Source organism: Asanoa ferruginea (genome assembly GCF_003387075.1).
Lineage (GTDB): Bacteria > Actinomycetota > Actinomycetes > Mycobacteriales > Micromonosporaceae > Asanoa > Asanoa ferruginea.
In genome coordinates this window covers 445,907-469,482 of sequence record NZ_QUMQ01000001.1, presented here as the reverse complement: position 1 = coordinate 469,482, position 23,576 = coordinate 445,907, and the positions used below count along the sequence as shown (strand labels likewise).

Genomic DNA, 23,576 nt, shown 5'->3' with positions numbered 1-23,576 from the left:
TTAATTAGGAGAGCGGCGGGTACGCGTTCGCCATGAGCTGGCGGAACTGGGCCGAGAACCACGCGCCGGAGATCGGTGCGTTGGCCAGGGCGCCGGTCGGGTTGTTGCCGTTGAGCCCGTTACCGCCGTACGTCGGATCGCACATCCGGTCGAAGCCCTTGCCGTCGTTGTTGGGGATCTCGGTGCTCGAGCCGTCGGACTCACCCGGCGGCTTGACCCACACGTAGGCGTCGATGCCAGAGGCGGGCGCCGCGGTCGGCCGCTCGCCGAGACCCGCGCCGCTCTGGTTGCACCAGTTGCCGGCGTGGATCCGCCGGTCGATGCGGGACTGGTCGACGAACGTGTTGAGGTCGGTCGAGGTGCTCGCCGCCGTGGGCCGGGCCGAGCCGCCCCAGCCGTTGCGCGACGTGTCGATCAGCATGCCGATGCTGGAGCTGAAGCCCTGGCTGACCAACTGGTTGCGGAACGCCTGGGCGAACGTCAGCTCGTCGACGTAGAAGTTCCAGTCGACCCACTTGGACTGCCGGATCTGCTGGCCGTTGACGGTCGTGTTGATGTTGAAGAACGGCTCGCGCAGGGCCGAGTAGTTGGCCGTGTTGACGATGAAGCCGTGCACGTCGTCGACGGTCGCGCCGGACGCGGTCGCGGCCTGCTTGAGCTTCTGGGCGGTCGGGTTGAAGTTGCTGTCCCAGCCGATCCAGCCGTGGTGCGCGGCGTCGATGTAGTTGTAGACGTTGGGGATCGCGCCGAGCTTGTCGAGCGCGTAGCCGACGCCGTTGACGTAGCCACCGTTGGAGTTCATCGTCGCGCACTTGGCGATGTTGAGGTTGGTGACCAGGTTGGGCAGCGAGTCGATCTCGATGATCGCGATGATCCGCAGGCTGCGGTACTTCGTATCACCCATGATCGCCGCGATCGGGTCGATGTATTCGGTCTTGTAGCGGGGCAGTTCCTCGGTGCCGAGCTCGCCGTTGGACGCCAGGGCGGCGCAGTCGCGGCCGGGCAGGTCGTAGATGACGAACTGGGCGTAGCCGGCACCCTGTGCGAGCGCGGCGTCGAGGTGGGCACGCAGGCCCATCGGGCCGTTGGACTGGCTGTCCGGGGTGCCCGCGATCGCCGCGATCCGGTCGAGCCAGACGGCGGTCGGCTGGTTGGAAACGCGGGAGCCACCCGGCTCGGCGGCGGCCTTGGCCGACCACTCCGGGTTGACGTAGCCGCGGGCACCCGCGTACGGGTTGTCCACCCGCGCGCCGCCGCTGGGCACGTCGTTGTCGGACTCGGTGGCGGTGACGGTCACGTTGCCGGCCGAACTGGTGGCGGTGATCGTCGCGGTGCCGCTGGCGGTGTCGCTGTCCTCGGCGGCGCTCACCGTGACCGGGACGCCGCTGCTCCAGTTTGAGCTGGTCAGCGTCAGGCTGGTCGGCGAGATGGTGATGTCGCTGTCACCGGACTTGGCCAGCGACACGGCGACCGAGCTGGTCGGCGCGGCGCTGAGCCGGTAGGTGACCGTGGCGGAGCCACCTTCGGGAACGCTGACCGCACCGGTGCTGGCCTGCAGCGTCGGGGTGGTCGAGCTGCCGCCGACGGTGAACGGCACGGCGCTGGTGGTGGTCGAGAGCCCGGCGCTGTCGTACGCCCGGGCCGCCGCGGTGTGGCTGCCGGAGGCGACCGAGGTGGCGCTGTAGGCGTAGGGCGCGCTCGTGTCGCTGTTGACCACCGTGCCGTCGATCAGGAACTCGACCCGGCTGATCGGGCCCTCGACGTCGCTGGCGGTCGCGGCGAGCGGCACGGCCGCACCGGCGGCGAAGGTGGCGCCGCTGGTCGGGCTGGTCAGCGTCACGGTGGGCGCGGTGTTGGTCGGTGTGGTGCCGCCACAGGCGACGCCGTTGACGGTGAACGCGGTCGGCTTGGGGTTGCTGCCGCTCCACGCACCGTTGAAGCCGATCGACGTGGACGCGCCGTTGGCCAGGGCGCCGTTGTAGGACATGCTCTGCGCGGTCACGTTCTGGCCCGACTGGGTCCAGGTGGCCGACCAGCCCTGCTGCACGCGCTGGCTGGCGTTGGGGAAGGTGAAGCCGAGCGTCCAGCTGGTCAGCGCGTCACCGGTGTTCTTCAGCGTGACGTTGGCGGTGAACCCGCCGGGCCAGTCGTTGGTGGCGTAGGTGACGTCGCAGGCAACGGCCGCCTGGGCCGCGGATGAGGGCGCGACGATGCCCGCGGCGGCGAGCAGGCCGGCCCCGGCGACGGCGAGCAGTCGCCGTCTTGTCGACAGAGTCATTGCCGTGTCTTCTCCTTGACCAGACCGGGTCCGTACCCGGGAATGGGGGTGGGGGTTGGGTTAGCGATGGCTGCCCGGCCCGGTCAGGCGAAAGCGCGCGGGGTCACATCGCGCCGTCCGCGGTCTGTGTCGACCTGCGGTGCCCTCGGCGTCTGCGTGCGACCCGCGTAGATGCGGCTCGATGGGGATTCTTCCATGGGAGCGCTTCCATCACAAGCGTTTCTGTCGTACGTGGGGTCCAGGATGGCTTTATGACGACAACACTCCAGATCACCGTCGATTGTGCTTCGCCGGTCGACCTCGCCGCCTTCTGGGCGACCGCGTTGCACTACGACCCGGCGCCGCCGCCGGAAGGGTTCGCCAGCTGGCACGCGTGGTACCGCAGCGTCGGGGTTCCCGAGGAGGAGCTGACCGGGCCTGACGGGCCCGACCGCATCGTCGACCCGGCGGGAGTGGGTCCGAAGTTCTGGTTCCAGCAGGTGCCCGAGCCCAAGACGGTGAAGAACAGACTGCATCTCGACCTGGCGGTGAGCGGCGGCCGGGCCCAGCCGCTGGCCGAGCGGCGCGCGGTGATCGAAGCCGAGGTGCACCGCCTGGGGGCGGCCGGCGCCCACGTGTTCCGGATCCACGACGACCCGGCCAACGACTATTTCGCGGTGGTGCTGCAAGACCCCGAGGGCAACGAGTTCTGCGTCTGCTAGCGCGCCCCGGCGAGGGTCGCGACCAGTTCGTCGGCCAGTCGCCGGTCGACGGGATCGGGGGTGGTAAGCAGGCGATACCAGATCACGCCGAAGATGATGTCGGCCACCGTGCCGGGCCGCGGCGTCGGCGGGAGGTCGCCGCGCGCGCTCGCCCGGTCGAGGATCACGGCCAGCGCGTCGCGGCGGCGGCGGATGAACGACGCCCGAAAGCGGTCGCCGAAGTCGGCGTTGATCTGGGCCTCGGCCATCAGCGCCCGGAGCACGGCGACGACGTGCGGGTTGCGACCCAGCGCGAAGCTGGCGACCAGAAAAGCCCGCAGGTCGGCGGCATAGCTGCCCTCGTCGGGCACGGGGATGTGCAGGTCGGCCTTCGTTGCCAGGGCGTCGAGCAGCACGTCGGCCTTGGTCGGCCACCACCTGTAGATCGTCTGCTTGCCCGCACCCGACCGGGTCGCGATGCCCTCGATCGAGAGGCCGGCATAGCCGACCTCGACCACGAGGTCAGCCGCGGCGGCGAGGATCGCCTGCCGGCTCTCCTCGCTGCGCTTGCGCCCCGGGCGGGCCCGGGTCGGTTGGTCGGCCATGGAGTCCATGCTAGCTTAAATCGAACCGGGACGGTTCGGTTCGTTTTAGAGAGAGAGTTCGACATGGCTGAACGCACTGCCCTAGTGGTCGGCGGAACCTCCGGCATCGGCCTGGCCACCGCCCGCCGGCTGCTGGATCGCGGCACGTCGGTGCACGTGGTGGGCCGCGACCAGACCCGCCTCGACGCGCTGGCGAGCACCGACCCGGCACTGATCGGCCACCGCGCCGACGGCGCCGACGCCGCGGCGATCACCGCCGTGGCCCAGGCGATCGGCACGATCGACTGGCTGATCATCACGCTCAGCGGCAGCGAGGGCCCGGGCCCGATCGCCACCCTCGACCTGGCAATGCTCCGGCGAGCGTTCGACGCGAAGTTCTGGGGCCACCTCACCACGATCCAGGCGGCCCTGCCCCACCTGGCGCCGGACGGCTCGATCACCCTGCTGGGCGCGATCACCGCACGCACGGCGATGCCGGGCACCGCGGGGATCGCCGCCATCAACGCCGCCGTCGAGGCCGTCGTGCGGCCACTGGCGGCCGAGCTGGCGCCGATCCGGGTCAACGGCGTGTCGCCGGGTCTGGTCGACACTCCATGGTGGAGCGCGCTGCCCGCCGACGCCCGGTCGGCCTACTTCGCGCAGGCGGCCGCGGCGCTGCCGACCGGCCGGGTCGCGACCGCCGACGACGTGGCGGAGGCCGTGGTCCTGGCGGCGACCAACCCCAACCTCACCGGCACGGTCATCGAGTCCGACGGCGGCGCCCGCCTGGTCGCCCTCACCTGACGGCGTCGCCGCCGGGCGCTAGCCGACGATGACGACGTTGAGGTGTCGGGGGCCGTGCACGCCTTCGACGCGGTTGAGCTCGATGTCGCTGGTCGCCGACGGGCCGGAGATCATGGTGAGCGGGCGGGTCGGGTCGGCCAGCCGGCGCAGCGCGGCCGGTAGGCGGGCGACGATCTGGTCCGCGCGGACCACACAGATGTGGTGGTCGGGCACCAACGTCAGCAGACGGCGGCCCTGGTCCGGGGCGGCGTCGAGGATCAGCGTGCCGGTCTCGGCGACCGCCACCGCGCACCCGGTCACCACCGCGACCCCTGGGGCGTCCAGGTCGGTCACCGTGAGCAGCGCGGGGTCGCCATCCCGGACAAAGGCGGGCCCGCCGTCATTGGCCGAGCCGACGTCATCGGCCGTGCCGGCTTCGTTGGTCGCGCCGGCTTCGTTGGTCGCGCCGGCTTCGTTGGGTGGGCCGATGTCATCGGCCGTGCCGGCTTCGTTGGGTGGGCCGATGTCATCGGCCGTGCCGGCTTCGTTGGCTGTGCCGATGTCGTTGGCTGTGCCGATGTCGTTGGCCGAGCCGCCTTTGTTGGCCGAGCCGCCTTCGTTGGCCGAGCCGGCTTCGTTGGCCGAGCCGGCGCCGTGGGCGGCGGGCGACAGCCATGACGCCGGGACCCCGGGTGGCAGCACCACGGTGGAGGCGCCAGCGAGGACGGTGGCCAGGGCCGCGGGCAGGTCGGCGGGCGCACAACGGCGGACCGTGGCGCGGTAGTCCTCGAGACGGTCGACCAGCAGGTCGATCAGGTCGGCGCCGGCTGGGCCGTCGGCCTCGTCGTAGTCACGAGAGACCGCCACCGGCGACGTGGGGCGGGCGGCCTCGACGCGGCGGAGGATCTCGGCGCGGGCGGACCCACCGGAGCGCGGGGCCGCGGCCGGGTCAGGAGGAGTGCTCACGGGTCCACCATTCGCGGAAGGTCTGCTTGGCCGGGAGTGGGGCGTCGCGGGACGAGGTCCAGGCCGACAACGGCCACGGCAGGTGGCGGATCGCGCCGCGGCGGCCGGCCACCATTCGGAGCGGGGCAGCGCCGCGGCGGGCGGCGCGGAGGGCGGCCGCGTAGCGGCGGCGGTCGCGCATCACGAAGGACATGGTGCGCATCGCCGTGCGTTCGGCGGAGGGGCGGCCGCGGGCCGCGTCCACGCCGGACTGTCGTAGGTGGACCAGCACCTGCGGGATGTCGATCCGGACCGGGCAGGCGTCGAAGCAGGCGCCGCACAGGGTCGACGCGTAGGGGAGGGTGCGGTTGGCGCCCTCGCCGCTCATCTGGGGTGACAGGATCGCGCCGATCGGGCCCGGGTAGACCGAGCCGTAGGCGTGGCCGCCGACCCGCTCGTAGACGGGGCACACGTTGAGGCACGCCGAGCAGCGGATGCAGCGCAGCGCCTGGCGGCCGACCGGGTCCGCGAGGGTGTCGGTGCGGCCGTTGTCGACCAGCACGATGTGCACCGTCTGCGGGCCGTCGCCAGGGGTGACGCCGGTCCACAGCGACGTGTAGGGGTTCATCCGCTCGCCGGTCGACGAACGCGGCAGGAGCTGGAGGAACACCTCCAGGTCGCGGAACGTCGGCAGCAGCTTCTCGATGCCCACCACGGAGATCAGTGTTTCCGGCAGGGTCAGGCACATCCGGCCGTTGCCCTCGGACTCGACGACCGCCAGTGTGCCGCTGTCGGCGATCGCGAAGTTGGCGCCGGAGATGCCGACCTTCGTCGACAGGAAGCGGGCCCGCAGGTGGCGGCGGGCGGCCTCGGCCAGGGCCGGCGGGTCGTCGGTCAGCGCGTCGACGTCGACGCCCGGCATCCGGCGGGCGAAGATGTCGCGGATCTGGGTGCGGTTGTAGTGGATCGCCGGCACCAGGATGTGCGACGGGGTGTCGTCGGCGAGTTGGACGATCAGCTCGGCGAGGTCGGTCTCGACCGCGTTGATCCCTACGGCGGCGAGGGCCTCGTTGAGGCCGATCTCCTGGGTCGCCATCGACTTGACCTTGACCACCTCGGCGGTGCCGGTGGCGCGCACCAGGTCGGCGACGACCGCGCACGCCTCCTCGGCGTCGCGGGCCCAGTGCACCGTCGCGCCGGCCGCGGTGGCCGCGGCCTCGAACTGCTCCAGTAAGAAAGGCAGCCGGGCGAGAACGTCGTCCTTGATCGCGGCGCCGGCGAACCGCAGCGGTTCCCAGTCGGGCACCTCGCCGACCACCCGCAGCCGCTTGTCGCGGATGGTGTGGGTCGCCTTGCGCAGGTTGCGGCGCAGTTGCTCGTCGCCCAACTCACGCCGCGCGGCGGTGGGGAACGGCAACCGGGTGACGATGTTTCCCGTCCCGCTCATTGGGCGGCCAGGATCTGGGCGTAGTGGATGGGGGTGACCGGGGCGTCGCCGCGGGACAGGCCGCCGCCGATGTGGGTCAGGCAGGAGTTGTCGGCGGCGGCCAGAAACTCAGCACCCGTGGTGCGGATCGCCGTGCACTTGTCGGCCAGCATCGCGCCCGAGACGCCGGGGTTCTTCAGCGCGAATGTGCCGCCGAAGCCGCAACACTCCTCGGCGCCTTCCAGCGGCGTCAGGGTTAGGCCCTCGACCGCCTCCAGCAACCGCCGCGGCCGGTCGCCGAGGCGCAGCATGCGCAACCCGTGACAGGTCGGGTGGTAGGTCACCGTATGCGGAAAGCGCGCGCCCACGTCGGTCACCCCCAGTTCGTCGACCAGAAACTCGGACAGCTCGTACGTGCGACCGGCGACCGACGACAGCTCAGCCGACGGCGCGAGCCGTGGGTAGCTCTCCCGGACCATCGCCACGCAGGAGGCCGACGGTGCCACGATCGCGTCGTACTCGGAGAAGGTCTTGACGAAGTTGGCCACCAGCGGCAGCGCCTCTTCGCGGTATCCGCTGTTGGCGTGCATCTGCCCGCAGCAGGTCTGGTCGAGCGGGAACTCGACCTCGTGCCCCAACCGCTCGAGGACGGTCACGACCGCCTTGCCGGTGTCGGGGAACATCAGGTCGTTGACGCACGTGACAAACAGGGCTATCCGCATCGGCTCACCGCGTCTCGAAGTAGGGCAGGTGGCGGTCGCGCGCCGCCGTGAGGTGGTCGCGCATCGCCGTGGCGGCCGCGTCGGCGTCGCCGGTGCTGACCGCGTCGACAACCCGGTGGTGCTCGCGCGCGCTGACGCCGTAGTGCGCGGCCGGGAAGTGCAGCCGGAACAGGTGCAGGTGGGCGCGCAGCCGGACGACCGCGTCGTGCAGCATCCGGTTGCCGGACAGCCCGGCCAGGGTGTGGTGGAAACGGGCGTCCTGCGTGGTGAACGCCGCGATCGCCGCGAACCCGTCGGCGCCAGCCGGGCCGGGCAGGTCAGCCGCCGCGCGCAGGCCGGTCAGGTCGGTCGCGTCCAGACCCGCGCCGGCGGCCCGGGCGGCGGCGACCGGCTCGAGGATCAGCCGCATCTCGACCAGTTCCTCGAACTGCGCCCGGGTCAGCAACGGCGTCGCCGCGTAGCCGACCAGCGGGGTCTTGCTGACCAGGCCGTCGGACTCGAGCCGGGCCAGCGCCTCGCGGACCGGGGTCGGGGAGACCGCGAGCCGGCGGGCCAGCGCGTCGATGTTGATGCGGGCGCCGGGCTGCACCTCGTGATCCATGATCAGGGCCTGCACGGCGGCGTAGACGTCGTCGGTCAGGGTGATCCGTCGGGCGGGCTGCACGATCAAAGATCCTATAGGATCCAGCGGCCGGCCGGCAGGGTGGTGCGGGGAATGATCTGATCAACCGCGTGACCGACGAACTCCTTTACCTCGGCTGCTACACCAGCGAATCCGGCGGTACGGGGGAAGGCATCGTCGCCGCCACCCGCGACCCCCTGACCGGTCGCCTGAGCCCGGGACCGGTGGTCGCGCGTACGCCGTCGCCGTCGTTCCTGACCTGGCACCCCACGCTGCCGGTGCTCTACGCCGCCAACGAGCTGGCCGAGGGTGAGGTCAGCGGCTGGGCAGTGGATAACGCGGTGGACGGCGCGGGTCCGCTGCAACCGCGCGGGCGGGCCGGCACCGGTGGCACCGAACCGTGCCACGTCGCGGTCACCGCCGACGGCCGGCACCTGCTGGCCGCCAACTATGCGAGCGGCTCGATCTCCGTACACCCGCTGGATCCGGCGACCGGCGCGGTGGGCGACCGCAGCGACCTGGTCGTGCACGACGGGCACGGCCCCGACCGCGACCGGCAGGCCGGGCCGCACCTGCACATGATCTCCATCGACCCGGCCGGCGGCCCGCTGGTCGCCGTCGACCTCGGCACCGACGGTCTTTATCCCTACCGGGTCGTCGACGACCGGCTGGTGCCGGCCGGCGACCCGCTGCGGGTGACGGCGGGCGCCGGGCCGCGGCACATCGCCCGGCATCCCGACGGGCACCGCGCCTACCTGGTCGACGAGCTCGACGCGATGGTCACCAGCTTCGATATCGGCGGGGAGGGCTGGCGCGAGCGGAACCGGCTCGAGGCGAGCACCCGGCCCGGGGAGAAGTTCCCGTCGGAGATCGCCTGCCGGGCCGACGGGCGCTATCTCTACCTGGCCACCCGCGGTGTCGACACGCTGTCGGTGTTCGCGTTGGACGGTGCCGCGCCGCGCCTGGTCACCGAGGTCGACTGCGGCGGTCGTTGGCCGCGGCACCTGGCGCTGGCCGGCGACCACCTCTACGTCGCCAACCAGCTCGGCAACTCGGTTTCGACGTTCGCGATCGATCCGCGGACGGGCGTGCCGACGATGGTTGCCGATCCGGTGGCGGTGGCAAGTCCGACTTGTGTGTTAGCTCCGCGCGAGACCGTCATTTCGGGATCCGCGGAAAAGGTTGCTGCGTAAGCGATTTCAGGGACTCGTTGGAGCCCCGCAGTCACAGGAAGTGACGAAAACCGATCGCTTCGTTGCTCCTGCGTAACTTTAAGCCGAACGTACCTGGCAATGCGGGCCCTGGCTACGCAAGATGGTCGGGTGTCTGGCCGGCATCGCATGCATATGAAGCTCCGCGGGGCTGGCGTCATCGCCGCCGCGATGGCGCTTGTCCTCGTTTCCGTTGGCGTCTACTTCGGTTACCGACAGGTAAGTCAGCCCGGTTGCTCGGGCTCGGCGAAGTTGACGGTCTCGGCGGCGTCGGAGATAGCGCCCGCGATCAAGGATGCCGCCAAGTCGTGGGTCGACGGCGGTGCGGAGGCCGACGGTGTCTGCGTCGCGGTCGACGTCATCGCGCAGGACCCGGTCGAGGTCGCCGCAGTTGTGGCCGGCAAGCACGGCGTAGCGCTTTCCGGTGTTGGCCAGGCCAACGGCGACGCGACGATGCCCGACGTCTGGGTGCCGGACTCGTCGACCTGGTTGCTGCGGCTACAGGGCCAGGCGTCGGGCTTCGCGCCGACCAACGGCCAGTCGATCGCACGCAGCCCGATCGTCATCGCCATGCCCGAGCCCGTCGCCGCCGCCATCGGCTGGCCGCAGAAGAAGCTCGGCTGGCAGGACCTGCTCACCCAGCTCACCACCAGCAACTCGATCAAGCCCGGCATCGTCGAGCCGACCCGCGACGCCGCCGGTCTCGCCGGTCTGCTCGCCCTCGGTGAGCAGGCCGGGAAGCTCGGCGCCAAGGCGCAGGAGGCGCAGACCTCGGTGCTGCGCGCGCTGGCGTCCGGCAAGTCGGCGCTGCGCGAGGACCTGCTCGCCAAGTTCCCGAACTCGACCGACCCGGCCAGCATCGCGCAGGCGCTCTCCGCGGCGCCGCTGTCCGAGGAAGACGTCGTGCGATACAACGCGGCCAAGCCGCCGATCCCGCTGGCCGCGCTCTATCTCGAACCGGCGCCGACCTCGCTCGACTACCCCTACGCGGTCATGCCGGGCACCGACCCGGTGAAGGCGAAGGCGGCTGCGGGCCTGTTCCGGGTGCTGAGCACCAAAGACTTCAAGAACCAACTCGGTGCGGCGCACCTGCGTGCCGCCGACGGCACCTGGGGCGACGGCTTCGAGGCGCCGGCCGGCGCGCCCAGCCCGGCCGGCACGCCGCAGGTGACCTCGTCGGCCAACCCCGGCGGGAGCGCCGCCGGCAACGCCGACCCGAAGATCATCGACACCGTGCTCGCCACCTGGACCGCGGTCACACTGCCCGGCCGGCTGCTCGCGGTCATCGACATCTCGGGCACGATGGGCGGCAAGGTGGCCAGCGCCGGCAACCTGACCCGTATGCAGATCACCCAGCAGGCCGCGAGCAAGGGCCTCGGTCTGTTCAGCGACGACTGGGCGGTCGGGCTCTGGGTGTTCTCCAGCAACCTCGGTGGCGGCAAGGACTACAAGGAACTGGTGCCGATCCAGCCGGTCTCCAGCGGTCGGTCGAAGCTGGCCGCCCAACTCGGTGCGGTCAAGCCCAAGAAGGGCGGCGACACCGGTCTCTACGACACGATCCTCGCGGCCTACAAGAACGTGCAGAACGACTGGCAGAGCGGCCGGGTCAACTCGATCGTGCTGCTGACCGACGGCATCGGCAACGACGACCCGGACGGCGGCATCACCCACCCGGCTCTGCTCAACGAGCTGAAGCGGATCAAGGACGACAAGAGGCCGGTTCAGCTGATCATCATTGGGCTCGGCGACGAGGTCAACCGCGGTCCGCTCGACCAGATCACCAAGGTCACCGGTGGCCAGGTGTTCGTCGCGAACGACCCGACCGCGATCGGCGACATCTTCCTCAAGGCGATCTCGCTTCGGCCCACCACGCCGAAGTAGACCGACCCTTGTCGTTTGCCTAGCTAACGGCTTGCCGTCAAGTAAGTGACGGTTTTCCGTCGCAGCTCCACCGGGTGACGTTGGATGGGCGAAGATGTCCAGGCACCGCACTCCGGTGCGTCGACACCCACGAGCTGGGGAGGGCTTTGTGACGTCGGCGACGCTGGTTAACCCTGCTGCCGCACGCCCGGAAAGCGGGCGTCACGCCGTTAACGCGGCATTGGTGAGGGCCCGACAACGCACATATGTGCGCGCCGTTTTTCTGGTCGACGTCGCGATGGTCACGCTCGCGGTGCTCGGCGGTTATGCCGTGCGCTTCGGCGCGCTCTCCGACCGGTTCGGGGGTGGCGCGCCGCGCGACTCGACGCCCTACGCCCTCATCATGGTCGGCCTCGGCCTGGTCTGGCTCCTGTCGCTCAAGCTGATGCGCAGCTACGACATCGGGCTGATGGGCTACGGCGTCGACGAATACCGGCGGGTCTCGGCGGCGACGATCCGGCTGGCCGGTGCGATCGCGATCGTGGGCTACGTCGTCGACCTCGGCGTCGCCCGCTGGTTCCTGGTGCTGAGCTTCGCGCTCGGCCTGGTCGGCCTGGTGATCGGCCGCTACGGCGCCCGCAAGTGGCTGCACCACGCCCGCAAGCGAGACGGCTCCTGGTCGCGCCAGGTGCTGGTGGTCGGCGACGCGGTGCACATCAACGAACTGGTCGCGACGCTGCGCCGCGAGCCCTACGCCGGCTACCACGTGGTCGGCGCCTGCATCCCCGACGCGCTGATCGCGCCGGTGCCGCAGCGCCTCGGCGACGTGCCGGTGGTCGGCTCGTTCCGCACCGTCCTGGAGGCCGTCGAGTCGACCGGGGTCGACACGGTCGCGGTCACCACCTCGGGCGAGCTGACCGCGATCCGGTTGCGCCGGCTCGGCTGGCAGCTCGAGGGCACCGGCGTCGACATGGTGCTGGCGCCGGCACTGACCGATGTGGCCGGTCCGCGCATCCATACCCGGCCGGTCGCCGGGCTGCCGCTGATCCACGTCGAGGCGCCCGAGTTCCGCGGTGGCCGCAAGCTGGTCAAGGGCTTCTTCGACCGGGCCGCGGCGCTGATCGCGTTGACGCTGGCGTTCCCGGTCCTGTTGGTCATCGCCATCGCGATCAAGCTCGACGGTCGCGGGCCGGTGTTCTTCCGGCAGACCCGGGTGGGCATGTCCGGCAAGGAGTTCGGGGTCTTCAAGTTCCGCACCATGGTGGTCAACGCCGAAGAGGTCCTCGCGCAGCTCAAGGCGCGCAACGAGACCGACGGGCTGATGTTCAAGATGCGCGACGACCCGCGGGTCACCCGGGTCGGCCGGTTCCTGCGCCGCTACTCGCTCGACGAGTTGCCGCAACTGGTCAACGTGCTGCTCGGGCAGATGAGCCTGGTCGGTCCGCGCCCGCCGCTGCCCCGCGAGGTGGCCCGTTACGACGGCGACGTGGCCCGCCGGCTGCTCGTCAAGCCCGGCATCACCGGGCTCTGGCAGGTCAGCGGCCGCTCCGACCTGAGCTGGGAAGACGGCATCCGGCTCGACCTCTACTACGTGGAGAACTGGAGCCTGACCGCCGACCTGGCGATCCTGTGGAAAACCCTCGGCGCGGTGGTCGCCAGCCGCGGCGCCTACTGAGACTTCGGCCCGTTCCAGTCGAGGCAGACGACCACCGCGTCGTCGACCAGATCAGCGGCGACGTGCGCGCGCAGCTCACCGAGCAGCGCGCGCACCGCGTCGAGCGGCGACTGCCGCCGGCTGCGCCGGACAAACCGGGTCAGCGCGGTCTCGCCATAACGCCCGCCGGCCTCGTTGACCGCGTCGAAGACGCCGTCGCTGATCACGAACAGCCGGTCGCCGACCTCCAGCTCGAAGGTCTGCGGCCGGTAGATGGTGCCGTCGAACATGCCCAGCGGCAACTGCGCCTCAAGCTCCACATCGGACGCCTCCTCGCCGCGCAGCAACAGCAGCCGCGGTGAGCCGGCGTCGACCGCGGTGACCACGCCGCTGGCCAGGTCGACCGAGAGCAGAAGGGCGGCCAGGTGCTGCTCGCCCCGATAGTGCGAGTAGATCGCCTGGTCGGCCAATGCCACCTGGTCAGCCAGGTCGAGCCCGCCCCGGCGGGCGTTGCGCAGGGCGAACGTGGCGAGGCTGGTGAGCGTCGCCGCCGCGACGCCCTCGCCGGAGCCGTTCACCGCCGACATCCAGAGCCGGTGCCCGTCGTCGGCCCAGTCGAAGCTGTCACCCCGCACGGCGTACGCCGGTTCGAGCTGACCGGCCAGCGAGAAGGAGGGCCGGGTCCGGCTGCGCCCCGGCAGCAACTCCCACTGCATCTCGGCGGCCAGCGTCAACCGGCGGGCCCGCGCGGCGACCAGGTATGCGTCGGTGCTGTCGCGTACCGCGGCCACCTCGTGCGCGAGGTAGACGGCCAGCCGGGCCAGGTCGCCGTGTGCGGCCTCGTCGTCGCCGGGCACCGGGGCCAGCCGGAGCACACCGATCCGGTCACCACGCATGGTGACCGGGAGGAACAGGACGTCGCCGTCGAAAACCTCGGACTGATGGTCGAAGCTCCGCCAGGCCGGGTGGCCGGGATGGGTCAACGGCTCACCGCCGCCCAGTGGCAGCAGCGCGGCGAGCCGGTAGTCGACCAGGAACAGCTCCGCGTCCGTGATCCCGTAGTGCTTCTCGACCTCTTCCCCGAGCCGTTCCACGAGCAGGTCGGCCTCCGCGTGCGACAGCGCGCGTTCGACATCGACTAACCGTTCGTTCATCGGTGGTCCCCTCGCCGAGGTGGCGACCAACGCCGCCGGGGTAGGGTTTTCCCACCATGGCCGATCACCATGCGTCCGACGACGTAGCCGCCCAGGCCGCTGCACTCGACAGTGCGGCCGAGGCGTTGCTGCGCGTGTGGGACGCGGCTCGCGAAGGTGCCGCCGATCGAGTCTCGGGGTCACAGTTGCGGGCGATGCTGGTGGTCGAGGAGTGCGACGGGATCAACCTGCGCGGCCTGGCCGGCAGCCTCGGCATGATCCTCTCGTCGGCCAGCCGGCTCTGCGACCGGCTGGTCGCGGCCGGCATGATCGAGCGCTTCCCGGGCCGCACCGACCGCCGCGAGATCTCGCTGCATCTGACCCAGACCGGTCGCCGGTTGCTGGACGAGCTGCGGGCCGAGCGTCAGCGCCGGCTGCGCGAGGTGCTGGCGCAGATGAGCCCGGCCGCCCGGCAGTCCCTGCTGCGCGGCCTGAGCGAGTTCGGCGACGCGATGGGCAAGCCCGACTCCGACGCGCTCACGGCCTGAGCCACTCCGCCGGTTCGGCCAGGATGTCGCGGATCACCGCGCCGGCCGCACCGACCGCCGCCGCGGCCGCCCCCAACGCCGAGGCCCGCACGGTCATCGGCGACCACGCCGAGGTCAGCACCCGCCGGGCCAGTTCGGCCTCGACCGCGGGTGCCAGCCAGGGTGTCAGCGGCCCGAAGATGCCGCCGAGCACCACAGTGTCGACGTCGAGCATGTTGACCACGCCGGCCAGCGCCACACCCAGCGACGTGCCCGCGGCCGGCAGCCGGCTGTCGGCCAGTGCGGTGTCGTCGCGCAGCCGGGCCAGGCCGGTCTCGCCCGCCGGCAGGTCGCGCAGCAGCGCCTCCTGGCCCGCGTATTGCTCGAGGCAGCCGAGCGCACCGCACCGGCAGAGCGGGCCGTCGGGCCGGACGCAGACGTGGCCGAGTTCGCCGCTCCAGCCGCGGGCGCCGCGGAACAGGGTGCGGTGCAGCACGATGCCGGCGCCGATGCCGATCTCACCGGACACGTAGACGAAGCTGTCCAGCCCGTCGCCGTCGGCGTGCAACTCGGCCAGCGCGGCCAGGTTGGCCTCGTTGTCGATGGTCAGCGGCAGGTCGCCGAGCGGCCCGCCGGCCAGCGCGCCGGCCGCGTCGACGTCGTGCCAGGCCAGGTTGGGCGCCCGGTGCACCAGGCCGGCCCCCGAGACCAGCCCCGGAACGGCGAGGGCGGCGCCGGCGACGACCCGCCCGGCCGCGGCGGCCTCGGAACGCAGCCGCGCGCCGAGGTCGGCGACGGCGTCGAGCACCGCGCGGGGGCCCAGGATCCGCTGGTCGCCGTGCAGCACCAGACGGTGGATGACGGTGCCGGTCAGGTCGACGACGCAGCCGGCCAGGTAGTCGACGTTGATCTCCAGTCCGAGCCCGGCCGGTCCGTACCCGTTAAGGACGAGCCCGACCGCCGGCCGGCCGGCGCCGGTCCGCGGCGCCGGACCCACCTCGGTGATCAGGCCGCCGCCGACCAGGTCGTCGACGAGCGCGGAGACGGTGGCCCGGGTCAGCCCGGTGCTGCCGGCGAGGTCGGCGCGGGACGGCGGGCGGGGCGCACCGGCCACCTGGCGGAGCACGAGTGCCAGGTTGTGGGCACGCACACTGGCCTGCCGCACCGGAAATTCGCCGTTCACGCCTTGACACTGCCACGTCGCGGTCAAATAATTCAACCGCTAAACAAATTAACGCGCTCGAAACCATACTTCTCGGAGGAGGCCCCGATGGCAGCCGATCCCACCCGTGCCGACAAGTTCTCGTTCGGCCTGTGGACCGTGGGCTGGCAGGCCCGCGACCCGTTCGGCGACGCCACCCGGCCGCCGCTCGACCCGGTGGAGTCGGTGCACCGGCTCTCCGAGCTGGGCGCCTACGGCGTGACGTTCCACGACGACGACGTGATCCCGTTCGGCTCCGACGACGCGACCCGGGCCGAGCACATCGCCCGGTTCCGCAAGGCGCTCGACGAGACCGGCATCGTCGTGCCGATGGTGACCACCAACCTGTTCACCCACCCGGTGTTCAAGGACGGCGGCTTCACCAGCAACGACCGGTCCATCCGCCGGTTCGCGCTGCGCAAGGTGATGCGCAACATGGAGCTGGCCGCCGAGCTCGGCGCGCAGACCTACGTGATGTGGGGCGGCCGCGAGGGCTCCGAATACGACTCGGCCAAAGACGTGCAGGCGGCTCTCGACCGCTACCGCGAGGGCGTCGACTTCCTGGCGCAATACTCGATCGACCGCGGCTTCGGCCTGCGCTTCGCCATCGAGCCCAAGCCCAACGAGCCGCGCGGCGACATCCTGCTGCCGACCGTCGGCCACGCGATCGCGTTCATCAACAGCCTTGAGCACGGCGACCTGGTCGGCCTCAACCCCGAGGTCGGGCACGAGCAGATGGCCGGCCTCAACTACGCGCACGGCATCGCCCAGGCGCTCTGGCACGGCAAGCTCTTCCACCTCGACCTCAACGGCCAGCGCGGCATCAAATACGACCAGGACCTGGTCTTCGGCCACGGCGACCTGGCCAACGCGTTCGCCCTGGTCGACCTGATCGAGCACGGCGCGCCCGGCGGCGGCCCGGCCTACGAGGGCCCGCGGCACTTCGACTACAAGCCCTCGCGCACCGAGGACTTCGACGGCGTGTGGGCCTCGGCGGCCGCCAACATGCGGATGTACCTGCTGCTCAAGGAGCGGGCACAGGCGTTCCGGGCCGACCCGGAGGTGCAGGAGGCGCTGGCGGTTTCCAAGGTGGGCGAGCTGCGCGAGCCGACCGTGGGCACCGGCGAGAGCTACACCGACCTGCTCGCCGACCGGTCCGCCTACGAGGATTTCGACGCCGACACGGTCGCCGAGCGCGGCTTCGGCTTCGTCCGCCTCAACCAGTTGGCGCTCGAGCACCTGCTCGGCGCACGGGGCTAAGGGAGTAACGACCATGCCGCTGGTCGCCGGCGTCGACACGTCCACGCAGTCGTGCAAGGTGGTGGTCCGCGACGCCGAGACCGGCGCGCTGGTCCGCGAGGGGCGCGCCACGCATCCGGAGGGCACCGAGGTGCATCCGGACGCGTGGTGGCGCGCCCTGACCGAGGCCACGCGCCAGGCCGGCGGGCTGGATGACGTGGCCGCGGTCGCCGTCGGCGGCCAGCAGCACGGCATGGTCTGTCTCGACGAGTCGGGCGAGGTCGTTCGCCCGGCTCTGCTCTGGAACGACACCCGCTCGGCCCAGGCCGCTTCCGACCTGACCGCCGAGCTGGGCGGCCCGAAGGCCTGGGCCGACGCCGTCGGCTCGGTGCCGGTGGCCAGCTTCACCGTCACCAAGCTGCGCTGGCTGGCCGAGCACGAGCCCGACAACGCCGCCCGCACCGCCGCGGTCTGCCTGCCGCACGACTGGCTGACCTGGCGGCTCGGCGGCACCGGCGACCTCGCCGACCTGCGCACCGACCGGGGCGACGCGAGCGGCACCGGCTACTGGTCGCCGGCGACCGGCGTCTACCGGCCCGACCTGCTGGAGCTGGCGTTCGGCCGGGAGCCGCGGGTGCCGACCGTGCTCGCACCGACCGGCATCGCCGGCCGGCTGCCAAGCGGCGCCGCGCTCGGCCCGGGCACCGGCGACAACGCGGCGGCCGCGCTCGGGGTCGGAGCCCGGCCCGGCGACGTGATCGTCTCGATCGGCACCTCCGGCACCGTGTTCAGCGTGGCCGACCTGCCCGCGGCCGACGCCAGCGGCATCGTCGCGGGCTTCGCCGACGCGACGGGCCGGTTCCTGCCGCTGGTCTGCACGCTCAACGCCGCTCGGGTGCTCGACGCGGCGGCCGCGCTGCTCGGCGTCAGCCACAGCCGGCTTGCCGAGCTGGCGGCCGAGGCACCCTCCGGCTCCGACGGCCTGGTGATGGTCCCCTACCTGGAGGGGGAGCGGACCCCCAACCGCCCACTGTCGACCGGCGCGGTGCACGGCCTGACCCTGCGCAATTCGACCCCGGCACACTTCGCCCGGGCCGCGGTCGAGGGCATGCTCTGCGCGCTCGCCGACGGCCTCGACGCGCTGATCGCCGAGGGCGCCGCGGTCAACCGGGTGATCCTGATCGGTGGCGGGGCACGCAGCGAGGCGGTCCGGCGGATCGCGCCGGAGATCTTCGGCTGCGGCGTCGTGGTCCCCGAGCCCGGCGAATATGTCGCCGACGGCGCCGCCCGCCAGGCCGCGTGGGTCGTCTCCGACCAGCCGGCGCCGCCCGCGTGGGCGACCGGCCGCGTCGAGACCTACGACGCCCGTCCGGTGCCGGCCATCCGCGACCAATACGCCGCCGTCCGCGAACTGGTGCACGACCGACCGGCGTGAAACTCGTGTGACTGGCCCGACCGCGTTACCGTCGGACAGCGATGGAGCAGCAGGACGGCGCCGACACGCCACATGAGATCCGCGAGCGCGCCGGAGCGCTCGCGGAATACCTGCTCGCCGTGCGCGCGCTGCTCGACAAACCGGTCCGCACGATCCCGCCGGGCGACGCCTACTGGCACGACGACCTGCCCATCCACCCGGCCGTCGAGCTCGGCCCGCGGCAACCCGGCGCCGGCTGGCTGCGGGTCGGCCGCCCGGGCGCGCCGGAACCGCCGTCGATCCCGACCCCGCTGCTGCGCCACCTCGTCTGGGACCTGACGGCAGAAAACCCGCCAACCCTTCAAAATCAGGATGAGATACGCGCGGCCGAGTTCAGCCGGTGGATGGAGGAGGAGTGGCGACCGTGGGCGACCGCCCACCGCCGCACCGCCGCCGTCCGGGCGCTGCACGACCGCCTCTACGACCTGCGCTACCGGGTCGACGTCGACTCCGCGCGGGTCGAACTCGTCTGGGGCCACGCGATCCTCGACGCGCCGGTCGGCGGTGAGCCGGTCCGCTACCCGCTGCTGGCGACCCCGGTCGCGATCGACTACGACCCGGAGACCAGCACCGTCACCGTCCACCCGCAGGGCCCGGCCCGGCTACAGGTCGACGCGCTCGGCGGGCTCGACAACCGCCGGGTCGGCGACCTGCTCGACCTGGCCGGCCCGGGCGGCCTCGTCGACGTCGACCCCTGGGACGCCGCCGAGCGCCAGGAGTTCGCCGGCCGCGCGCTGCGCCGTCTCGGCTACGAACCGCTTCTGCGGTTCGGCCTCGACCCGGTCGCCGACCCGCACGTGCACGACACCGGCGTGCTCTTCCTGCGCCCGCGGCAGCGGATGGTGCGCCGGTTCCTGGAGGCCGAACGCGACCGGCTGGCCGCGCCCGGCGACAGCGGGGTCGGCGCCCTGGCCGGCATCCTCGCGCACGAACCGAGCGCACTGCGGATGCCCGACGACGACCCCGACGCCTGGGTACGCACCGCCGAGCGGCTGCTGATGCCGATGGCGACCAACGACGCCCAGGAGTCGATCGCCGCCCGCCTGGCCGCACACCGCACGGTCGCGGTGCAGGGCCCACCCGGCACCGGCAAGACGCACACGATCCGCAACCTGATCTGTCACCTGGTCGCACACGGCAAGCGCGTGTTGGTGCTGGCCCAGAAGGAAGACCCGCTGCGGGTGCTCCGCGACGGCCTGCCCGCCGAGATCCAACCGCTCTGCCTGGCCGTGCTCGGCCGCTCGGCCGACCAACTCGTGCAACTCCAGATCGCCGCCCGCGAGCTGTCCGACCGGGCCGCCACCCTCGACCGCACGGCCGCGGCCGACGAGGTCGACCGGATCACCGCCGACATCGACGCCGCACACGACCGCTTCGCCCGGGCCCGCGACGAGTTGCTCGCAGTGGCCGAACGCGAGGCGACGACCTACCCGGTAGGCGGGGTGGCCTCCTCGCCGGCCGAGGTCGGCGAGTGGCTGCGCCGCACCGAGGCCGACGGCATCGTGCCCGACCCGGTGCCGCCGGGCACGCCGGCGCCGCTGACCGCGGGCGAGTTCGGGCTGCTCGGCGACCTGGCGCGGGCGATCCCAGCGGCCGACCGGGCCAGCGCCCTCGCCACCCTGCCGGCCGAGGGCGAGCTGCCGACCGGCGAGGCGGTCGCCGCACAGCGGGCCACGCTGGCCGACGCGGCCAAGGTGGCCGAGCAGGCCCGCGACCGCGGTGTCGACGCCGACGGCGCGCGCCGGCTCGGCCCCGAAGCGGTCGACGAGCTGGCCGGCGCGCTGCGCACAGCGGCCGACGCGCTGGCCCGCCGGGCCGGAAGCTGGACCGACCGGCTGGGCTCGCTCATCCGCGAGCCGAGCTGGCAGGCGGTCTGGGACGAGCAGGTGGCGGCCAGCCAGCGGATGCTCGGCGAACTGGGTCGGCGCACGGCGGCCCTGTCCGGCCACCGGGTGGAGATCGCCGAGGAACACGCCGCCCAGCCCCGCCGGCTGCTCACCCAGCTCGGCCAGATCCGCGAGCGGTTCGCCGCCGGCAAGCCGGTCCGCCGGCTGACCCACGGTGACCTGGCCAAGGTGGTCGCCGACTGCCGCGTCGACGGCGAGCAGCCCCGCACGGCCGCCGACATCGACCTGCTGGTGGCGACCGTGGAGCGGCTCCAGCTCCGGGCCCAGCTCGCCGCACGCTGGGCGGAATGGGCCGACCGCCTGGGCGCGCCGCTACCCACCGGCGCCGCGCCACCGCGCACTGACGAGCCGTCGGGCGCCGACCCGGCCAGGCGGGTGTCGCCCGGCGCCGGCGGCGCTTCCGGTGAGCCTGAGATCTGGGCCGGCCGCTTGCTTGCCGAGGCGCTCGATGCGCTCGACTGGGAGAGCCGGCGCTGGCCTTCCCTCCGGGAGAACCTCGCCGTGCTGGTCCCGGCCTGCCCCCGTGTGGTCGACGCGGCCGCTCTGGCCGACCTCGCCGACCTGACCGAGGCGACGCTGGCGGTGTTCACCGTCGACCGGATCGAGGCCGAGCAGCGGGCGATGGGTGCCTGGCTGGCCCGGGTCACCGCCGGGCCGGGTGCGCCGCCGGTGTTGCGCGGGCTGGCCGCCGCCTGGTCCACCGACGACGCGGTCGGGTGGAACGCCGCCCTCGCCGAGATCCGTCGGTTGTGGAGCATCAAGCCCGACGCGACCCGGTTCGCCGCGCTGCATGCCCGGCTCGCCGCGGTCGCGCCGCAGTGGGCCGCGGGCTACGACCGGGGTGTGGCGCCGGCCGGCGGCGATGCGGCGCTGCGGGCCTGGGCCTGGCGGCAGGCGCAGACCTGGTTCGACGAGGTGGCCGGCACCCACGGGGTCGGCGACGACGAGCTGGGCCGGAGGCTGGAGCGGGCCCGAGACCAGGAGCGGCGGCTCACCGGCGAGCTCGTCGTGGGGTCGGCGTGGCTGGAGGTCGCGCGTACCCTCGACGACCGCCGCAAGGCCGCCCTCGCCGACTGGACGGCCGCGCTGCGCAAGATCGGCAAGGGCACCGGCAAGACCGCGGCGCACTGGCAGGCGGCCGCGCAACGGGCGATGGCTGAGGCGGCGACTGCCGTACCCGTGTGGATCATGTCGGTTGACCGTGCTCTTGAGCAGTTTCCCGGAGCCGGCCCGATCTTCGACGTCGTGGTGATCGACGAGGCGTCCCAGGCCGACATCTTCGCGCTGCCGGTGCTCGGGCTGGCGCACCGCGCCGTCGTGGTCGGCGATGACCAGCAGATCGGCCCGCAGCTCGTCGGCCTGCCCGCCGAGCGGGTCAACGGGCTGATCGCCACCCACCTGGCGCCGGCCGGTGTGCCCTCGGCGGTGCATTTCGACACCGAGAGCAGCCTCTACGACCACGCCGTGCGCCGCTCGCCGCAACGGATCCTGCTCACCGAACACTTCCGCAGCGTGCCGGCGATCATCGGTTTCTCCAGCGACACCTACTACGACGGCAAGATCCAGCCGCTGCGCGCCGACCGGCCGGCCGGGCTTGGCGTCGCCGTGACCGCCGTGCACGTGCCCGACGGGCGCCGGGTCAGCGTCCCCGAGTATGGCGAGGTCAACGTCGCGGAGGCCGAGGCGCTGGTGGCGCGGGTGACCGCGATCGTGGCCGACCCGGCCTACCGCGGAAAGACGATCGGCGTGGTCAGCCTGCTGTCGACCAGCGGGCAGGCCGACTATCTGCAACACCGGCTCCGGGAAGAGTTGGGCACCGACGAGCTCGAACGGCGCGCGCTGCGGGTCGGCGACGCCTACACGTTCCAGGGCGACGAGCGCGACGTGGTGCTGCTGTCCACGGTGGTGGCCAGCGCCGACGGCACGATCGGCGCGTTCACCAAGCGCGACTATCACCGCCGGGTCAACGTCGCCGCGTCCCGGGCCCGCGACCAGCTCTTCGTCTTCCACTCGGTGAGCGCCGGCGAGCTCAACCCGGACGACGCCCGGGCGCTGCTGCTCAGGTATGCGACCCGCCCGGCCGGCGCGGTGGCCGACACCCCTTACGACCCGGCGCTGGAGAGCGGGTTCACCCGCGAGGTCTGGCGGCGGCTGACGGCGGCTGGGCTGCGGCCGGTGCCGCGGTTCCGGCTCGGCAACTATCGGATCGACTTCGTGGTCAACGCGCCCGACGGCCGGCGGCTGGCGATCGCCTGCGACGACCGCTACCGGGGGGCGGCCGCCTTCGCGGCGGAGCTACGCCGCCAGGCGGTGCTGGAGCGGGTCGGCAACTGCGTCTTCGTCAGGTTGCGGGCCAGCCTCTTCCACCGCGACCCGGACCAGGCCATGGAGCCGGTCTGGACCCGCGCCGAGGAACTCGGCCTGGCACCAGTCCGGCCGGTTTAGGCCGCGTCCTACCGGTCCTCGCGAGCCGGGCCGCGCCTGCGGCGACCATTGCTTGCCTGGCGCGAAGCCGCGGGCCACGGGCTGGGCCGCGGGCCGGGCCCGGGCCACGGGCCGGGCTGCGGGCCACAGGCTGGGCGGGCCGGGCTGCGGGCCACCGGCTGGGCTGCGGGCCACAGGCTGGGCTGCGGGCCACAGGCTGGGCTGCGGGCCACGGGCTGGGCTGCGGGCCACGGGCTGGGCTGCGGGCCACGGGCCGGTCTGCGGGCCACGGGCCGGTCTGCGGGCCACGGGCTGGGCTGCGGGCCACGGGCTGGGCCGCGGGCCACGGGCTGGGCCGCGGACCACGGGCCGGTCTGCGGGCCACAGGCTGGGCCTCGGGCCACAGGCTGGGCCGCGGGCCACAGGCCCGGCGCGGTGCCGCGGGCTACGGCTGGGCCCAGCCGACGTGGGCCGGTAGGGCATGGTCTAAACGGCGCCCTGCCGGTCGACGGCGCGGGTGTTCGTGAGTCGGGCGGTGAGCAGGGCGGCCTCTTCGCGGGTGCCGGTGATCTCGGTGTGGATGAGGCGGCGGAAAGCCGGATCGAGGGCCTCGCCGTGGCTGATCGCCTCGTCCAGGGCGAGCAGGGCGTTGCGCATCGCGACCCGGGCCGCGTGTACCTCCGACGCGGCGCTGTCGAGGTGGGCGGCGGGCGCCAACGTTCGACGTACCCGATGTGCGTCGGCCTGGTCGGTCTTGTGTGAGGCTCCGGAGGAGGGAGCGCCGAGAGCGCGGCGCCAGCGTCGGAGAAGAGGTGGATATTTTCGAACGCTTTCGCGCACCGTCTGTCGATAGGACATGTCTGCTCCTCAGCGGTCGGACATGTGGCGGCTGCCCCGAAGCCAGCG

The 23,576-nt window shown here is 72.5% G+C and carries 18 protein-coding genes; 9 read left to right on the top strand and 9 right to left on the bottom strand.

Annotated features, from left to right (window positions below):
• Window positions 1-4 precede the first annotated feature (4 nt).
• Window positions 5-2,278: a glycoside hydrolase family 6 protein gene (locus DFJ67_RS02280; RefSeq protein WP_116066326.1), complete on the bottom strand. Its 2,274-nt coding sequence runs from the start codon at window positions 2,276-2,278 to the stop codon at window positions 5-7.
• A 251-nt stretch (window positions 2,279-2,529) separates the two neighbouring features.
• Between DFJ67_RS02280 and DFJ67_RS02275 the strand changes: the two genes are divergently transcribed.
• Window positions 2,530-2,979, top strand: a complete 450-nt coding sequence (locus tag DFJ67_RS02275; RefSeq protein WP_116066325.1) for a VOC family protein — start codon at window positions 2,530-2,532, stop codon at window positions 2,977-2,979.
• On the opposite strand, the gene DFJ67_RS02270 is transcribed toward DFJ67_RS02275, so the two are convergent.
• On the bottom strand, window positions 2,976-3,563 hold the full coding sequence (locus DFJ67_RS02270; RefSeq protein WP_116075521.1) for a TetR/AcrR family transcriptional regulator: 588 nt from the start codon (window positions 3,561-3,563) through the stop codon (window positions 2,976-2,978). The genes DFJ67_RS02275 and DFJ67_RS02270 overlap by 4 nt on opposite strands.
• A gap of 63 nt (window positions 3,564-3,626) precedes the next feature.
• Between DFJ67_RS02270 and DFJ67_RS02265 the strand changes: the two genes are divergently transcribed.
• Entirely contained in the window at window positions 3,627-4,346 is a 720-nt protein-coding gene (locus DFJ67_RS02265) for an SDR family oxidoreductase (RefSeq protein WP_116066324.1), read from the top strand.
• Window positions 4,347-4,364: 18 nt separating this feature from the next.
• On the opposite strand, the gene DFJ67_RS43615 is transcribed toward DFJ67_RS02265, so the two are convergent.
• The 4 genes from DFJ67_RS43615 to DFJ67_RS02245 are packed head-to-tail and all read right to left on the bottom strand — an operon-like array spanning window position 4,365 to window position 8,082.
• Window positions 4,365-5,291 (bottom strand): LutC/YkgG family protein, encoded by a 927-nt coding sequence (locus DFJ67_RS43615; RefSeq protein ID WP_239097467.1) that lies wholly within the window; start codon window positions 5,289-5,291, stop codon window positions 4,365-4,367.
• Window positions 5,275-6,717, bottom strand: coding sequence for a LutB/LldF family L-lactate oxidation iron-sulfur protein (locus tag DFJ67_RS02255; RefSeq protein ID WP_116066323.1), 1,443 nt, complete (start codon window positions 6,715-6,717; stop codon window positions 5,275-5,277). The genes DFJ67_RS43615 and DFJ67_RS02255 overlap by 17 nt, the downstream gene beginning before the upstream one ends.
• Entirely contained in the window at window positions 6,714-7,418 is a 705-nt protein-coding gene (locus DFJ67_RS02250) for a (Fe-S)-binding protein (RefSeq protein WP_116066322.1), read from the bottom strand. Before DFJ67_RS02250 ends, DFJ67_RS02255 begins: the two co-directional genes overlap by 4 nt.
• Window positions 7,419-7,422: 4 nt before the next feature.
• The gene (locus DFJ67_RS02245; RefSeq protein WP_239097468.1) at window positions 7,423-8,082 is read right to left on the bottom strand and encodes a GntR family transcriptional regulator; all 660 of its coding nucleotides are present in this window, start codon (window positions 8,080-8,082) and stop codon (window positions 7,423-7,425) included.
• Window positions 8,083-8,150: 68 nt separating this feature from the next.
• Between DFJ67_RS02245 and DFJ67_RS02240 the strand changes: the two genes are divergently transcribed.
• From DFJ67_RS02240 to DFJ67_RS02230, 3 genes are all read left to right on the top strand, one after another.
• Window positions 8,151-9,233 (top strand): lactonase family protein, encoded by a 1,083-nt coding sequence (locus DFJ67_RS02240; RefSeq protein WP_409362962.1) that lies wholly within the window; start codon window positions 8,151-8,153, stop codon window positions 9,231-9,233.
• Window positions 9,234-9,380: 147 nt separating this feature from the next.
• Window positions 9,381-11,132 (top strand): VWA domain-containing protein, encoded by a 1,752-nt coding sequence (locus DFJ67_RS02235; RefSeq protein ID WP_116066319.1) that lies wholly within the window; start codon window positions 9,381-9,383, stop codon window positions 11,130-11,132.
• Window positions 11,133-11,280: 148 nt separating this feature from the next.
• Complete coding sequence (locus tag DFJ67_RS02230) at window positions 11,281-12,786, top strand: sugar transferase (RefSeq protein WP_308442572.1); 1,506 nt, start codon at window positions 11,281-11,283, stop codon at window positions 12,784-12,786.
• Here DFJ67_RS02230 and DFJ67_RS02225 read toward each other — a convergent pair.
• Window positions 12,780-13,919 (bottom strand): PP2C family protein-serine/threonine phosphatase, encoded by a 1,140-nt coding sequence (locus DFJ67_RS02225; RefSeq protein WP_116066317.1) that lies wholly within the window; start codon window positions 13,917-13,919, stop codon window positions 12,780-12,782. The two genes, DFJ67_RS02230 and DFJ67_RS02225, sit on opposite strands and share 7 nt — an antisense overlap.
• Window positions 13,920-13,975: 56 nt before the next feature.
• On the opposite strand from DFJ67_RS02225, the gene DFJ67_RS02220 reads away from it, so the two are divergent.
• Window positions 13,976-14,446 (top strand): MarR family winged helix-turn-helix transcriptional regulator, encoded by a 471-nt coding sequence (locus DFJ67_RS02220; RefSeq protein ID WP_116066316.1) that lies wholly within the window; start codon window positions 13,976-13,978, stop codon window positions 14,444-14,446.
• Here DFJ67_RS02220 and DFJ67_RS02215 read toward each other — a convergent pair.
• The gene (locus DFJ67_RS02215) at window positions 14,436-15,608 is read right to left on the bottom strand and encodes an ROK family transcriptional regulator (RefSeq protein WP_239097470.1); all 1,173 of its coding nucleotides are present in this window, start codon (window positions 15,606-15,608) and stop codon (window positions 14,436-14,438) included. The genes DFJ67_RS02220 and DFJ67_RS02215 overlap by 11 nt on opposite strands.
• A gap of 87 nt (window positions 15,609-15,695) precedes the next feature.
• Here DFJ67_RS02215 and xylA point away from each other — a divergent pair, with 87 nt between their 5' ends.
• The 3 genes from xylA to DFJ67_RS02200 are packed head-to-tail and all read left to right on the top strand — an operon-like array spanning window position 15,696 to window position 22,691.
• A complete protein-coding gene (xylA, locus tag DFJ67_RS02210; protein ID WP_116066315.1) occupies window positions 15,696-16,886 on the top strand; it encodes a xylose isomerase in 1,191 nt (396 codons plus the stop codon).
• A gap of 13 nt (window positions 16,887-16,899) precedes the next feature.
• Entirely contained in the window at window positions 16,900-18,300 is a 1,401-nt protein-coding gene (gene xylB, locus DFJ67_RS02205) for a xylulokinase (protein ID WP_116066314.1), read from the top strand.
• 41 nt (window positions 18,301-18,341) lie between these two features.
• On the top strand, window positions 18,342-22,691 hold the full coding sequence (locus DFJ67_RS02200) for an AAA domain-containing protein (protein ID WP_116066313.1): 4,350 nt from the start codon (window positions 18,342-18,344) through the stop codon (window positions 22,689-22,691).
• Between the two features lie 465 nt (window positions 22,692-23,156).
• Here DFJ67_RS02200 and DFJ67_RS02195 read toward each other — a convergent pair whose 3' ends face one another.
• The gene (locus DFJ67_RS02195) at window positions 23,157-23,387 is read right to left on the bottom strand and encodes a hypothetical protein (protein ID WP_116066312.1); all 231 of its coding nucleotides are present in this window, start codon (window positions 23,385-23,387) and stop codon (window positions 23,157-23,159) included.
• Between the last annotated feature and the right edge of the window lie 189 nt (window positions 23,388-23,576).

Coding starts and splice junctions, on each gene's coding strand:
- xylA (WP_116066315.1), top strand. CDS start 15,696: ATGGCAGCCGATCCCACCCGTGCCGACAAGTTCTCGTTCGGCCTGTGG.
- DFJ67_RS02235 (WP_116066319.1), top strand. CDS start 9,381: ATGCATATGAAGCTCCGCGGGGCTGGCGTCATCGCCGCCGCGATGGCG.
- DFJ67_RS02225 (WP_116066317.1), bottom strand. CDS start 13,919: ATGAACGAACGGTTAGTCGATGTCGAACGCGCGCTGTCGCACGCGGAG.
- DFJ67_RS02280 (WP_116066326.1), bottom strand. CDS start 2,278: ATGACTCTGTCGACAAGACGGCGACTGCTCGCCGTCGCCGGGGCCGGC.
- DFJ67_RS02270 (WP_116075521.1), bottom strand. CDS start 3,563: ATGGCCGACCAACCGACCCGGGCCCGCCCGGGGCGCAAGCGCAGCGAG.
- DFJ67_RS02220 (WP_116066316.1), top strand. CDS start 13,976: ATGGCCGATCACCATGCGTCCGACGACGTAGCCGCCCAGGCCGCTGCA.
- DFJ67_RS02250 (WP_116066322.1), bottom strand. CDS start 7,418: ATGCGGATAGCCCTGTTTGTCACGTGCGTCAACGACCTGATGTTCCCC.
- DFJ67_RS02255 (WP_116066323.1), bottom strand. CDS start 6,717: ATGAGCGGGACGGGAAACATCGTCACCCGGTTGCCGTTCCCCACCGCC.
- DFJ67_RS02275 (WP_116066325.1), top strand. CDS start 2,530: ATGACGACAACACTCCAGATCACCGTCGATTGTGCTTCGCCGGTCGAC.
- DFJ67_RS02200 (WP_116066313.1), top strand. CDS start 18,342: ATGGAGCAGCAGGACGGCGCCGACACGCCACATGAGATCCGCGAGCGC.
- xylB (WP_116066314.1), top strand. CDS start 16,900: ATGCCGCTGGTCGCCGGCGTCGACACGTCCACGCAGTCGTGCAAGGTG.
- DFJ67_RS02265 (WP_116066324.1), top strand. CDS start 3,627: ATGGCTGAACGCACTGCCCTAGTGGTCGGCGGAACCTCCGGCATCGGC.